General features: G+C 40.5%; 19 protein-coding genes. 5 read left to right on the forward strand and 14 right to left on the reverse strand.

Features of this window, described 5'->3' with window-relative positions:
* The first annotated feature begins 52 nt into the window (after positions 1-52).
* From ectB to LOR49_RS07620, 4 genes are all read left to right on the forward strand, one after another.
* A complete protein-coding gene (ectB, locus tag LOR49_RS07605) occupies positions 53-1,336 on the forward strand; it encodes a diaminobutyrate--2-oxoglutarate transaminase (protein ID WP_240375789.1) in 1,284 nt (427 codons plus the stop codon).
* 109 nt (positions 1,337-1,445) lie between these two features.
* Complete coding sequence (locus tag LOR49_RS07610; protein ID WP_240375790.1) at positions 1,446-1,832, forward strand: ectoine synthase; 387 nt, start codon at positions 1,446-1,448, stop codon at positions 1,830-1,832.
* A gap of 61 nt (positions 1,833-1,893) precedes the next feature.
* Positions 1,894-2,094 carry a PLDc N-terminal domain-containing protein gene (locus LOR49_RS07615; protein ID WP_240375791.1) on the forward strand — a complete coding sequence of 67 codons (201 nt, stop codon included), beginning with the start codon at positions 1,894-1,896 and terminating at the stop codon, positions 2,092-2,094.
* A gap of 85 nt (positions 2,095-2,179) precedes the next feature.
* Positions 2,180-2,533, forward strand: coding sequence for a GAF domain-containing protein (locus tag LOR49_RS07620; RefSeq protein WP_240375793.1), 354 nt, complete (start codon positions 2,180-2,182; stop codon positions 2,531-2,533).
* Between the two features lie 40 nt (positions 2,534-2,573).
* Here the strand turns inward: LOR49_RS07620 and pdaA are convergent, their stop codons facing one another.
* The 6 genes from pdaA to LOR49_RS07650 all read right to left on the reverse strand — a co-directional run bounded on the left by pdaA (position 2,574) and on the right by LOR49_RS07650 (position 7,577).
* Positions 2,574-3,362, reverse strand: a complete 789-nt coding sequence (pdaA, locus tag LOR49_RS07625; RefSeq protein ID WP_240375795.1) for a delta-lactam-biosynthetic de-N-acetylase — start codon at positions 3,360-3,362, stop codon at positions 2,574-2,576.
* 171 nt (positions 3,363-3,533) lie between these two features.
* The gene (locus LOR49_RS07630; protein WP_240375797.1) at positions 3,534-4,136 is read right to left on the reverse strand and encodes a histidine phosphatase family protein; all 603 of its coding nucleotides are present in this window, start codon (positions 4,134-4,136) and stop codon (positions 3,534-3,536) included.
* 66 nt (positions 4,137-4,202) lie between these two features.
* Positions 4,203-5,582, reverse strand: a complete 1,380-nt coding sequence (locus tag LOR49_RS07635) for an MATE family efflux transporter (protein ID WP_240375799.1) — start codon at positions 5,580-5,582, stop codon at positions 4,203-4,205.
* A gap of 47 nt (positions 5,583-5,629) precedes the next feature.
* A complete protein-coding gene (locus tag LOR49_RS07640) occupies positions 5,630-6,016 on the reverse strand; it encodes an OsmC family protein (RefSeq protein WP_240375800.1) in 387 nt (128 codons plus the stop codon).
* A gap of 145 nt (positions 6,017-6,161) precedes the next feature.
* Positions 6,162-6,962: a VLRF1 family aeRF1-type release factor gene (locus tag LOR49_RS07645; RefSeq protein ID WP_240375802.1), complete on the reverse strand. Its 801-nt coding sequence runs from the start codon at positions 6,960-6,962 to the stop codon at positions 6,162-6,164.
* 201 nt (positions 6,963-7,163) lie between these two features.
* Complete coding sequence (locus tag LOR49_RS07650) at positions 7,164-7,577, reverse strand: hypothetical protein (RefSeq protein WP_240375804.1); 414 nt, start codon at positions 7,575-7,577, stop codon at positions 7,164-7,166.
* Positions 7,578-7,818: 241 nt separating this feature from the next.
* Here LOR49_RS07650 and LOR49_RS07655 point away from each other — a divergent pair, with 241 nt between their 5' ends.
* Positions 7,819-7,989, forward strand: a complete 171-nt coding sequence (locus LOR49_RS07655) for an FbpB family small basic protein (RefSeq protein WP_240375806.1) — start codon at positions 7,819-7,821, stop codon at positions 7,987-7,989.
* A 46-nt stretch (positions 7,990-8,035) separates the two neighbouring features.
* Here the strand turns inward: LOR49_RS07655 and LOR49_RS07660 are convergent, their stop codons facing one another.
* From LOR49_RS07660 to LOR49_RS07695, 8 genes are all read right to left on the reverse strand, one after another.
* Positions 8,036-8,899 (reverse strand): alpha/beta hydrolase, encoded by an 864-nt coding sequence (locus LOR49_RS07660; RefSeq protein ID WP_240375807.1) that lies wholly within the window; start codon positions 8,897-8,899, stop codon positions 8,036-8,038.
* Between the two features lie 90 nt (positions 8,900-8,989).
* The gene (locus tag LOR49_RS07665) at positions 8,990-9,424 is read right to left on the reverse strand and encodes a ferritin-like domain-containing protein (RefSeq protein WP_240375808.1); all 435 of its coding nucleotides are present in this window, start codon (positions 9,422-9,424) and stop codon (positions 8,990-8,992) included.
* A 116-nt stretch (positions 9,425-9,540) separates the two neighbouring features.
* Positions 9,541-9,972 (reverse strand): peptide-methionine (R)-S-oxide reductase MsrB, encoded by a 432-nt coding sequence (gene msrB, locus LOR49_RS07670; RefSeq protein WP_240375809.1) that lies wholly within the window; start codon positions 9,970-9,972, stop codon positions 9,541-9,543.
* Entirely contained in the window at positions 9,969-10,505 is a 537-nt protein-coding gene (msrA, locus tag LOR49_RS07675; protein WP_240375810.1) for a peptide-methionine (S)-S-oxide reductase MsrA, read from the reverse strand. The genes msrB and msrA overlap by 4 nt, the downstream gene beginning before the upstream one ends.
* Before the next feature lie 135 nt (positions 10,506-10,640).
* Complete coding sequence (locus tag LOR49_RS07680; protein WP_240375811.1) at positions 10,641-11,153, reverse strand: type 1 glutamine amidotransferase domain-containing protein; 513 nt, start codon at positions 11,151-11,153, stop codon at positions 10,641-10,643.
* A gap of 65 nt (positions 11,154-11,218) precedes the next feature.
* Positions 11,219-11,830 carry a ribonuclease H gene (gene rnhA, locus LOR49_RS07685; protein WP_240375812.1) on the reverse strand — a complete coding sequence of 204 codons (612 nt, stop codon included), beginning with the start codon at positions 11,828-11,830 and terminating at the stop codon, positions 11,219-11,221.
* Positions 11,831-11,848: 18 nt separating this feature from the next.
* Positions 11,849-12,223 (reverse strand): hypothetical protein, encoded by a 375-nt coding sequence (locus LOR49_RS07690; protein ID WP_240375813.1) that lies wholly within the window; start codon positions 12,221-12,223, stop codon positions 11,849-11,851.
* 100 nt (positions 12,224-12,323) lie between these two features.
* Positions 12,324-12,689: a hypothetical protein gene (locus LOR49_RS07695; RefSeq protein ID WP_240375815.1), complete on the reverse strand. Its 366-nt coding sequence runs from the start codon at positions 12,687-12,689 to the stop codon at positions 12,324-12,326.
* Positions 12,690-12,811: the final 122 nt, after the last annotated feature.

A 12,811-nucleotide genomic window follows, 5' to 3' on the forward strand; every position in this document is an offset into this window, starting at 1 on the left:
ATTAGATAGTCATCATCCGTCTAACTATTACAAGGAGGCTTTTTTGATATATATGACTCAAAATAACCTGAACGTTTTTGAAGAGCATGAATCAGAGGTACGCAGTTATGTCCGCGGTTTTCCTACTGTATTTCATAAAGCAAAAGGCTATAAGATGTGGGATTTGGATAACAAAGAATATATTGACTTCTTTTCTGGCGCTGGGGCGCTTAACTACGGACATAACGATGAAAACATGAAAAAGAAACTCCTTGAATACATTCAAGAAGATGGGATCACTCACTCCCTTGATATGGCCTCCAAAGCCAAAGGAGAGTTTTTAGAGAAATTTCACGAGATTATTTTAAAACCTCGAAACCTTGATTATAAAGTGATGTTTCCTGGACCGACAGGGGCGAACTCCGTAGAAAGCGCCTTGAAGATTGCTCGTAAAGTTACAGGACGCACAAACGTGGTCAGCTTCACTAAAGGGTTCCATGGCATGACAATTGGTGCTCTCTCCGTGACTGGTAATGCATTCAAACGTGCCGGGGCCGGTGTTCCATTAAACAACGCAACCCCTATGCCCTACGATAATTTTATGGAAGACACTGACCAAAGCATTAAATATATTGAACGAATGCTTGATGACAGCGGCAGTGGGATGGATAAGCCGGCAGCCTTTATTCTCGAGACGGTACAGGGCGAAGGCGGTCTAAATGTGGCTCGTATGGAGTGGCTCCAGGAGATTGAGAAGATCTGCCGTAAGCACGACATTCTTTTAATCGTGGATGACATTCAGGCAGGTGTTGGTCGCACCGGTACATTCTTCAGTTTTGAACCAGCAGGCATCACTCCAGATATTGTATGCTTGTCCAAATCGATTGGCGGAAACGGCTCTCCACTTGCGTTAACGCTAATCCGTCCGGACTATGACCGTTTCGCACCTGGAGAGCATAACGGTACTTTCCGTGGTAACAACTTTGCATTCGTTGCTGCTGCCGAAGCATTAAATTATTGGAAAGATGATCGCTTAGAAAAAAATGTCCAGGATAAATCCAAACGCATCCAAGAGTTTTTAGATGACTTGATTGAAAAGCATCCGAATATGAAAGGCACCCATCGCGGCAGAGGATTTATGCAAGGTATTGCAAGTGAAGTTGAAGGTTTTTCTGACCGTGTCACAGACAGATGCTTCACCCACGGACTGATTATGGAAACGGCTGGACCAAGTGATGAGGTTTTCAAGCTTTTCCCACCGATAACCATTGATGATGAAGGGCTGGAGAAAGGACTAGCAATTATTGAAAAAGCAGTTACGGAAGTAGTGCGTGAAAAAGACCTCGTCACTACCTAGTTCCAGCGCTCACTATAAAGGTATACGGGTCCTGGAGTTTTAAACTTTTCTACCCTCCAGGACCTTTTACTTTGCACTAACTCAAATAAAAAATGCAGGAGGTTTCACAATGAAAGTAGTAAAACTCGAAGACGTAATTAACTCAGAACAAAATGTAGACAATGGGAACTGGGTCAGCCGCCGCTTGATTTTGAAAAAAGACAATATGGGGTATTCTGTCAACGACACCATTATCCGCGCAGGCACAGAAACACACATTTGGTACCAAAACCACTTGGAGACTGTGTATTGTATTGAAGGCGAAGGCGAAGTGGAAACACTTAGTGACAACAAAGTGTACCCAATCACAGCAGATACTCTGTACGCTTTAGATAAGCATGACGAGCATTTGTTGCGTGCTAAGACAGACATGCGAATGGTGTGCGTTTTTAATCCACCGCTCAGTGGCCGTGAAGTTCACGATGAGAACGGTGTTTACCCAGTGGATGATGAATAATATAATAGGGATACAGCCTTCAGTTTAAAGCTGAAGGCCTTTTTCATGATAAGGGGGAAACATGGAAGCATTATTATTAATACCTATTGTTCTTTTCTTTGTTGTCGGCCTTTTTTTATTAAATATCGTCACTAGCATTTGGGCATACCGTGATGCGGTTAAGAAAGGCAACAGTAAAGAATTCGCACTCATCGTTTTAATCGGCACTCTATTCTTCCCGATTCTCGGCTTGATTATTTATTTGTTCATCCGTAACAATTGACTGAAATATTTCCTAAACTTGCTAGACCTATAGGTTAACTGCTTTTGTTACAATAGATATAGATTGAGTGAAGAGGGGGATACTATTGTCTATTGCAACTGATATAGCTTCCATCCGTGTACTTTCTTCTATTTACCGTAACCAGGCTCTTGCAGAATCTTGTACAGAAACCGTACGGACTCTTTGCGAGAAAGTAGAGTACATAGACTGGGCAGGTATTTATTTTTACGATGGTGAGGAAAAAGTGTTGAGCGCACACGCATCTTCTCTTCCTGATAAAAAGGAAACGATGCAAAGCCAGCTGGCCTTTCCAATTAAAAACAAGGATCGAGAATTTGGCACCCTTGTGGTTAAGAGCCGCCAGTGGATTGTATTTGATGTGACAGATGTTTCTACACTTGAGAAAGTAGCAGCTGCATTAGGAGCTGCTGCATCTTGATGCAGTCAGAAGGGGTAAATCCCCTTCTGATTTTCAACATCTACACCATTTCTTCTCCGACTGACATCCAGTTTTCAAAAATTAGCTCGTCTAGACTTTTGAACGTGTATCCCTGTTTTCTACATTCCTCAATAACCTTTCCTAACACCTCTGCATTATCCTTCGATACGGAGTGCAAAAGCATGACAGCTCCCGGATGGATCCGTCCCATAATCGCCTCGTATGCTGCTTTTTCACCCATCTGCTTATCCGTATCCCAATCCATATAAGCAAAAGACCAAAACACATTAACGTAACCTAAATCCTGTGTTTTTGCGAGCGAATGTTCACTGAATTTCCCTTGAGGCGGACGTAAATAAAACATATCTTCCTCGCCGGTCAATTGTTTAAATTCATTCTTTACTTTTGCCAGCTCTTCTTCCAGTCTTTCATCAGAAATTTCCGGCAAACTAGGATGATGCCAGGAATGATTACCGACAATATGACCATCATGCACCATTCTCTTCACTAATTTTGGTGCTGACTTTAAATAATGACCTGTTACAAAAAAAGCTGCCGGCACTTCTTTTTCCTGTAACACATCTAATATTTTTTCTGTATAGCCATTTTCATACCCATTGTCAAACGTTAAATATAATTCTTTTTTGCTTGTGTTACCTATAAAAAGGCCACCGTATTTATCCAGCAAAACTTTGTATGTTCTTTCTGTATCAGCTGGCTCATTGTTTTGTGAAGGCTTAAAATTCCAGTCGTATACCTCCTCCGCTGATGCAGTCCCTGTAAAAAATAGAGAGCAGATTAAAAAAATAGTAAATAACAGCCGTCTCATAATCATCACATCCCTTTACACTCTTTAACTTCCGCCCTCGGCGAATTCAATGTTCTATAGGGTTAGAATGCGTTATAGATTACTTTTTATTCAATTAAAAAACACCTTCCCTAAATAAAATGTCCTCCTTGGAGAGAAAACACTTTAAAAAAGAGAAGGCGTTTATTGATTTTATTTAATTAGGTGATGATACTGGTTAATATAATGGATAGATAGCTTTTCCTTTGTCCAGCTAAGTTTGGACACACCTGTGTTTTCCAAGTAAAAAGGACGATGCAGCGTATGCCACTTTTCTCCGGCTAGTAAATACATCAGAAAAATCGTTAAAAAGCCGCCGTGTGAGACAAATGCTGCCTTTTCTCCTTCTTTAATTCCACGAAGCAGCTTATAAAATTGGTAACAGCGCTCCGTAATTTCCTTTTCACTTTCTGTTCCCTCAATTCCCGATTGGAGGATATTATTTTTTCTCGTTTCTGGATATTCCTCATATATTTGCTGTCTTGTTTTCCCCTGGAGCGGTCCAAGATTCACTTCTCGAATCATTGGTATTGTCTCGGCTTTAACCTTTTGATGTTTTTCCAACGCTTTAGCTGTTTCTTGTGCTCGTATTAAATCACTCGAATATAAACGGTCGAGCTCCACATTCATAAAATACCGACTCAACAGGTCTGCCTGTTTCTTCCCCTCTTCCGATAACAACACATCCTGACATCCTTGAATCGTCCCTGATATGTTTCCCAGTGACTGGGCATGACGTATTAAATAAATTTCCATATTCCCGGCTCCCCTCTTGTTCCCAATCGAAATCTGCTGATAGAATCCCATGACGGATCGAGCTTTCTATGTCTTTTCTTTATTTGCTTCACTACTGGACTCCTCGGAAAAAATGTCAATGCTCCTCCACTTTCCAAACCGATAATACAAAACAGCGATCAAACTGCTAATTACAAAGCTGAGACCAATCCCAATTGCTATCCCCTGCTGTCCAACTAGCTTAGAAAAGGCCCAAGCCAGTGGAAAACGGAGAACCCAGAAAGAAATGATATTTAAAGCCAGTACTTGCACCATTGCCCCGGAAGAACGAACAATACCATTCAATACAAAATTAATCCCTAAGAATGGATAAAAGAAGGTGACAGTACGAAGATAGGCAGCACCAAAGGCAATCGTCGCGGGGTCATCAACAAACATGCGCATTAATACCTCAGCTGAAAGAAAGGCAAGTAAGCTGATAGTTAAAGACACGGTTATTATCAAGATAAGTCCGCTTTTGGCGATCTCTTTAACCCGGTTCCACTTATTTGCCCCAATATTTTGCCCGGACATACTCGTAATGGCGGACCCAAGTGTGGTGGATGGCATCATTATCAAACTGTCCACGCGCTGTGCCGCCCCGTACCCGGCAATTACCGTTTCTCCAAATGACGTCACTACGGTCATTATAGCAAGCATTCCTCCCGAGATTGCCATCATCGAAAAACCCGACGGAAGCCCGAGCTTAAATATACGCAAAAATTCATCCCAAGGTGGAGGCGTGGGTATAGTAAAAGGCAGTCCTTTTTTCAAAATCGAATAAATGATTCCAAATAAAAAAGCACTTCCTTGCGCGAGTACAGTCGCATAAGCGGCTCCCTCTATCCCAAGTTCAAATACAGATATAAACAAGGGATCAAGCACTGTATTTAATACAACAGCAAGAGAAATAAAGCGGAGTGGAGTTTTGCTGTCACCAACTGCACGCAAGACAGTACCAATAAAATTATAGCCAAACAAAAAAACGATCCCTAAAAAATTAATCCGTAAATAACTCACTGCCATCGGCAAAAGACTATTCGGCGTACCCATCCACCCTAATATGTGCGGAGCTAGGAAAAAACCGGCTACTCCTAAAAAAACCGCTAGAATTCCAAGGACAAACACAAAAGCATTCAAGGACGTTTTTAAACCTTCCGAATCATTTGCCCCTTTTCTTTGTGACAGTACCGTCAACGTTGCACTGTTAATTCCGATAATGAATGATAGAATGGTGAACACAATCGTGGCCGAAATAGAGACAGCCCCTAAGGCTTCTGCGCCTAACAAATTACCGACCCATAAGCTGTCAATAATTTGGTAAGAACTTTGCAGTAGATTCCCTAAAAAAATAGGCGTAGCGAATAGAACCATCTTTTTCATAATATTGCCTTCGGTAAAATCTAAATGTTGCGCTTTGCTCGCCATGCTGTCTTCTCTCCTATTCTAAAAACCAGCCTTCCTCTGTCGACAGCTTATAATGTTTTGAACGCAAATGTTTCCGTAACTTCAATGCTATCTTTGACAGATTGAACCATCGAGCAGTTTCTGTGCGTCCAATCTAAATTTTTTTGCATTTGCGCTTCTGTAACTCCTTCTGCCTCTACTACAAAATGAATATGTATTTTTTGAATTTCCCGCGATCCTTCCTCATTTCTGGTCACTTCCGCTTTCATATGAATATTTTTAACCGGCTGACGACGTTTTTCCATTATTTTGCGAAGAGTCACACCACTGCAAACAGCCAATGATGATACCATTAATTGATAAGGTCGAAAGCCATGTTCATCTTCTCCTGAGATTTGTAGATCACCGAACCCCGTTTTTGTGGAGAATCCGTTTTCTTCCATAAAAAATTCCATACATATACTTCCTTTCTATTTTGAACGATCTTTCACTCCCATATAGATTATACAACCCACTATCAAAAATGATAACTGAAATGATTACGTAATGGATAGATCACATTGAAAATCCAGGCCTTGTAACTTCAGCCTGGATTCCACTTTATCTTATATTTTCCTCATATACTTCATTTATTACTTCATGATCAGGTTTTGATATTAGATTTTTCGGGATAACATTTAACACTTCTGAACCAAGATGCTTCTCTAATTCTTGAACATATTCTTTATCACCGACTAAATACAACCCCTGCATTTCTCTCTTTTTTACGGTTTTGTCTATTTCCGGGGCTAATTTTTTGTACCAGCGCTGGCGGTTCTCATCAAATCGGCGTTTAAATCCATCTATTTGTGTAGAACCTGAAGAGATCAAGCTCGCCGCAGCAGTACCCTCATATTGTTTCCAGTCTTCCGTTTCGATTTCCCAGTTAAAAATCTTTTTATCGCGAATTTCTCCAAGGGCTGTGTCAATTAATACGACATCACTTTTTTGCACAAGGGCAATACCGGCAGGAGGAAATTCAGACTGCATTTCGACAAGCTGATTTAAAACTGGGGCCGTTTCCCAATGAAATTGCGTTTCTACTGGGACTTGTAAGATTTTCTCAGAGTGAATATCCCCGTCGGCTGAAGCTATGAATACAAAGCTTTTTTGCATATCAGTCTGTACATCATAAATGCGTTGATTAGCTTTGTCCGCCAACTTTTTATACGCTTTTAATTCGTCCTTCGTACCATCTTGTTCAATGTATTCTCTTAGCTTTTTTAAGCCATTTTTAAGTCTTATTTTCCACTCCCCGTTTTGTTGGTCTCCATTACCTAAATCTGTATTTAAATAAATAGTTAACACACCTGTATCATCATGCACTTTTTCAAGGTTCTTCAATTCCTCATGCAATCCCATATATGAATCCTCCTTCTTTTTTGTGACAGCTCGACTTCTATCCCGTATATTTCCTCAATAACGCTCTCAATAAACATTCAAAAAAGAACCATCTGCATGAGACGGTTCTTTCCATTTTCCGTTTATCCCAAATCACAGAGGTAACCACAAACACAATGTCTGTCGCATTAACTAACATCAGCAAGAGGTGACAAGTATGACCTATGAACTCGTGTCGTTGTTCCTTTCGTACGTGGTTGTCTCTGATACATCATGCAAGGAAGTTCTATCCTTCAGTTCTTTTATTCCAGCTGTCGTGGTTTTTGTGGTATCTTTCATGGATTCTGCTGCCTCTCTCAAGTGACCAGCTCTTTCCTTTATAAACTGAATGTCTTCATTAGCTGTTTTAAGAAAAGAAGAAAGTTCATTTGATGTTTTTTTCGCTTGAAAAATGAGTTCTTCTCGATTTTCTGCCAAAAACTTACTCGCTTCATTGACCTTTACCGCAGTCTGTTTGACTCCACCAATGACTTTTTCTCGTGTTTTCCGGCTAAGCAAGAGTGTTAATAGTGATGCTCCTCCTATCGTTAAACTTACAACACGTGAAATATTATTAGTTTCGTTATCCCTGTCCATGTTTTACCACCTTCCTTTTCTGACTATTTTACATGTTTATCTTAGATTTTTCACATTACAACCCAACTATTATGTTTATATCATGAGTGAAGTGGATATATATATACTAGACACAGACAGTTTTCGACGTATTTTTACAACAATTCAAAACTTGTTAACATTTAATTACTCTTTTTGTTGAAAAGTAAGGTATACTATATATAAGCAATAAGAAATTTATTGTTGCAAAGGAGGATTGAAAATGAGAAGAACTAAGCGATCAACCCTAGAGGAATTAATTGCCGCAAATAAACAAGAATTGATGAGCGATCCATCTGCAATTAGCGAGATCGAAAAGAAACTGGAAGAAAGAAAAGCAAAAGAAGTTTACATTAAAAATTTAGAAAATAACAAAAAGATTGTCAATAAATAAAGAAACTTACAGAAGACGGAGCAAAAGGAATGCTCCGTATTTTATTTTATATTTCCTCTTTATTCAACGTACTCCCACTAATAAATCGCAGAGTCAGGTGGTACACCATATCTTTCAAAGCGTGGGTTTCATTTAATAATTGGTGAGAACCTCCATCAATCATGATCGTTTTTGCTTGTGGGAACAGGGCGCTGTATGTTTGTAAGTTATACTTCCAGTCGACTGTCTGATCTTTAATGCCTTGGACGATAAGGACTTGCTTGTTAGACGGCAACTTCGCTTTTAACTCCTTTTCCCATTTGAATAGGGCCTGTACCCATTCCAAGGAGATTGTTTTGCCTTGCAGTGGATCCTGTTGCAGCCTTTTGGCGAGTGGAGAACCGGTTTTGAAGGATCGCGGTATTTGCTTCATAAAAGGAGTAACCATAGGTACTAAGCACTTTGATAACAACCACTTGCTTGAACGGAGCAGTGGTGATAGTAAACAAATCTTTTCCAATCTCTCATCTTGGTTTGTCAATAAACAATCAGCTATTATTGCTGCTCCTGTACTGTGACCAATCATGTGTACTCTGTTCACATACCTCTCCGATAGCTTCTGCAAAACGAGTTGAACAGCTTTCTGATACTTCTCAAACCCATCCACTGAAAAACGTTTCCCTCCTGAATAACCATGGCCGGGTAAATCAAAAACAGCTACACGGTACCCGTTCGCCACTAAAAAGCGCAGCCATTCGGAATTCGTTCCGGTGTGGTCAAAAAAGCCATGAACAAATAAGACAGTTTTTTTTGCATCCTCAGGCGTAAAAACCTGCATAAAAATGTGATCCTTCCCAAACGGTAAAGTAAACCACTCATGATAAGCAATATCGGCAGGGAGATTGTATTTTTCTATGTAGCTGGTGATCATAAAAAACTTCCTCACATGTAAAGCTGCCTTTCATGATGATTCATATTGAAAGGCAGCTTTAGTTAATTATCGTTATTTACCAGGAAGCAACTACTGCATGCGTGGATCTGCGAGCAAACGATCCATTTCTTCCGCGTGTCCCGTCTCATCAGCAATAAGGTCTTCCAGTTTTACTTGTAGTTCAATTAAACCGAGTTCTTCCGCTTGCTTTGCTCTCTTTTTATAGCGTTCAATCGTCTCTAGTTCAGCCTGTCGGGAAATCTGAAGCATTTCTTTTACATTATTAGTCTGCTTTACTTCTGCTGGTGCGGTAGTTGGGGTACCACCAAGTATCTTAATTTTTTCAGAGAGGTAGAGCGCATGACCCAATTCGTCAGATGTCTCTGATTCAAAGAATGGCTTCATGACGGAGCGATACATGCCGTCTACTACCGCGGCATAATTGGTATACATAATCACGGAAGCATATTCATGTGCTAAGTCTTCATTTAATCCATCGATTAGTTCTTGTGTTTTTGCATCCATAGGGATACCTCCTTGGCATAAAGTTAGTGAATGTTATCAGTCTTTACTCCAACTCTCGTTGTGTCCAATTATCAATTTCCCTATTTCAAGCAAAAATAAACACTTACTTAAGCGATTTAAGCAAACAACCTTTGATACTCCCCATATCCCTTTTCCTCCAATTCATCCACAGGGATAAATTGCAAAGCGGCAGAATTTATACAATAACGAGTACCAAGCGGAGGCGGACCATCCGGAAAGACATGGCCCAAATGCGAATCAGCTGTTTTACTCCGTACTTCCGTACGTCTCATCCCAAACGTAGTATCCAGCTTTTCCACTATTTCCTTCACATCAAGAGGTTTTGTAAAGCTCGGCCAACCACAGTCCGATTCGAATTTATCGATGGAACTAAAAAGAGGAATACCTGATATGATGTCAACGTAAATCCCTGGATCCGTTAAATTCCAATACTCATTTTTAAAAGGAGGTTCCGTTCCATTATTTTGGGTAACTTCTAATTGAATTGGTGTCAGCTTCTTCTCTAAATCCTTTTTATATTCGCTCACTGCTTATCCCCCCAATGTTCTTGGATAAATGCTTCCCTTCCCGATCCTTTCCGATACAATAAATAATGAAACCGGTTTTTCTTGTGATAATCCTGATGATGCTCTTCTGCACGAAAAAATTTTTTTGCCGGTAAAACAGGCGTCACGACTGGAGCCTCGAAAGGACCTTCTTGATCAAGTTGCTCTTTCGACTTTTCAGCGGCCAGTTTTTGTTCCTCATCGTAGTAATAAATAGCTGTTTGATAGGATGAACCACGGTCATGAAATTGACCGCCGTTGTCCGTTGGATCAATCTGTTTCCAAAACACACGCAATAGGTCATCATACGTTGTTATTTCTGAATCATATTCAATTTGGACAGCTTCCACATGACCTGTATTATTCGAGCAAACCTCTTCATACGTCGGATGTTCTGTCTCGCCGCCGGTGTATCCTGAGGTCACTGACAACACACCAGGAAGCTGTTCAAAAGGACCCACCATACACCAAAAACAGCCACCGGCAAACGTGGCTTTTTTTATTTCTGCACTCATTGCCTCTCTCCTTTCGAATATCAATTGTCCTTTTATTGTAACACTTCGTCAGAGAAGCTGGGACAAATGCATATTACCATAGAATAATCCGAACGATTGTATACAATCAGTTCGGATTATTAGGATAAGGCAGTACTAAGCGAGTTGTTTTAAGGCTTCCTTGTTGAATGCAGGGATGTCATCAGGGTTCCTGCTCGTGACTAAATTGTGGCAAACTACTACTTCTTTGTCGTGAACCTTTGCTTTCGCGTACTCCAAATCTACCATAATCGATTTGTACCCTGTTATATTACGACCTTCAATCGCTTTTGCCGTTAGTAAGAGCTGTGGCCCGTGACATATGGCAAAGACGGGCTTGTCCGCATCCATAAAACTTTTTGCAAATGTTACAAAACGATCATCGGCACGCAGCTGATCCGGTGAAAATCCGCCCGGAATAAACAGAGCATCAAATTCATCCGGCTTTACATCCTCTATTCCTGCATCTGCAGTTACGCTGGCTTCCTCATTTTTCCCTGTAATCATTTTTCCTTTTTCTTTTTCTATGACTATTAATTCATGCCCCTCTTTTTCAAAAACTTCCTGGGGTTTCGTATACTCCACATCTTCAAACATATCTGTTAAAACAACTGCAATCTTTTTACTCATAAGCGTCACTCCTTTATACAAGTTCACGCTTATAATATACCCATTCAGTCGTTTCTATTAAACCCTTACCCTTTCCGGCCATAGTCTGCTTTGATTTCACCCCATCTCTTCGTATCCCATTTAAGGAGGGGGTTATCCCACTTATTATTCTTAAGCCAATCCTCCGCCCTTTCCACTAGATTCCAGATCTCTTCCGTTTCCTTTGTCCGTTTGAGTGAAGAGTTCGCTTTCTTGTCTCTCACCCATTTAATAGCAGTGGCAGAATCCGAATACACGGGCTTGTTACTATTTTTTTGTTTCAGGTAAGATAAAGCATGCACGATCGCTAAAAATTCTCCCATATTATTCGTTCCCATCTCAACGCCAGGATGCGAGAAAATGATCGATCCTGTTTTCGTATCTACCCCTTTATATTCTACGAAACCCGGGTTCCCTCGTGACCCCACATCTACAGAAATACTGTCCTCTATATAAGAGTCTTCCGGACCGATATGTTGAGTCGCCTTCTTACTTGTAAGCTTTCCTTGGAAAGCTTTTTTCGCATCTTCCTCTGATGTAAAAGATCGAAAAGAAGCGTTAGGAAATCCTTTCACCTGCTTTTCGCACTCAGACCAGCTATTATAAATACCAGGTTTTCTTCCTGTCCAAACGACATACCATTTCTTTTGTCGAGCCATATAAACCTCCAATTTCTATCATTTCCATCGCGTGCGTAAGTATACGACGTTGCTTCCTTTTTTTAAGCGATAAGGTTGGAAATATCGCTCGAAAACAACTGTTAGCCCCCAATAAAGCAAGAGAATGAAAGGGAGCGGATATACGTATGCATACAATGATACAATCAACCAGCCTTTACTCAGCCCATCAAGCACCATACCGTGAAATACGATAGAAGTCGTACCGCACATCATAATAGTAAACATAATATTCGCAAAGTGAAAGACAGCATAAGGTTGTCTGTTATTTACTTCTTGTTCCAGCATCCATTTCATCGCCAAGGCGACAACGATCGTGATTGACGTAACAAGAAACGGGAGGCCAATAATAAACAGAACTTCTTTTACGATCAACTTCCCTCTCCCTCTCTTCTATGTATGTTAGCTTCTATTATAATACGATTACCAAAAAATAAAAGAGAGCGTCTTTTTAAAGAGCTCTCTTTTTCTAAATTTATTTATTGTCATCTTCTAAACTTGGATCTACTTGATCATCACTTGCATCGTCGGCTTCATCTGTCATTCCATCTTGGTTCATGCCTTCCTGGTCTCCGCTGCCGGTACCGCTTTCTGTGTTCTCATCAAGCCCGGCGTCCCCGTTATTACCCCCCTCTGTCCCATTGTCCATATCCGTATCTCCTTCTTCTGGAGCTGGGGTCGGACCTTCTTCATCTAGTCCTGGATTACCATCAATTGTCGGACCTTCATCCACCTCTGGATTTTCTTCCATATCTGGATTCGGCTCCTCATTTCCGCAAGCTGTTAAAATTCCCGTTGCCAAAAATCCACACAAAGCACTGTAGAGTAATTTTTTGTTCATAATAGGCCTCCTTCTATCGAAACAGTATAGATGCTGTATACCTTGTGATTTCCATTATCAAGTTTTTTTAAACAAACAGCGTTGAATTTATGTTATTTTACACAGTTTTTGTTAATCACTCA

The sequence above is a fragment of the Bacillus piscicola genome (assembly GCF_022458745.1).
In the GTDB taxonomy this organism is placed as follows: domain Bacteria; phylum Bacillota; class Bacilli; order Bacillales; family Marinococcaceae; genus Alteribacillus_A; species Alteribacillus_A piscicola.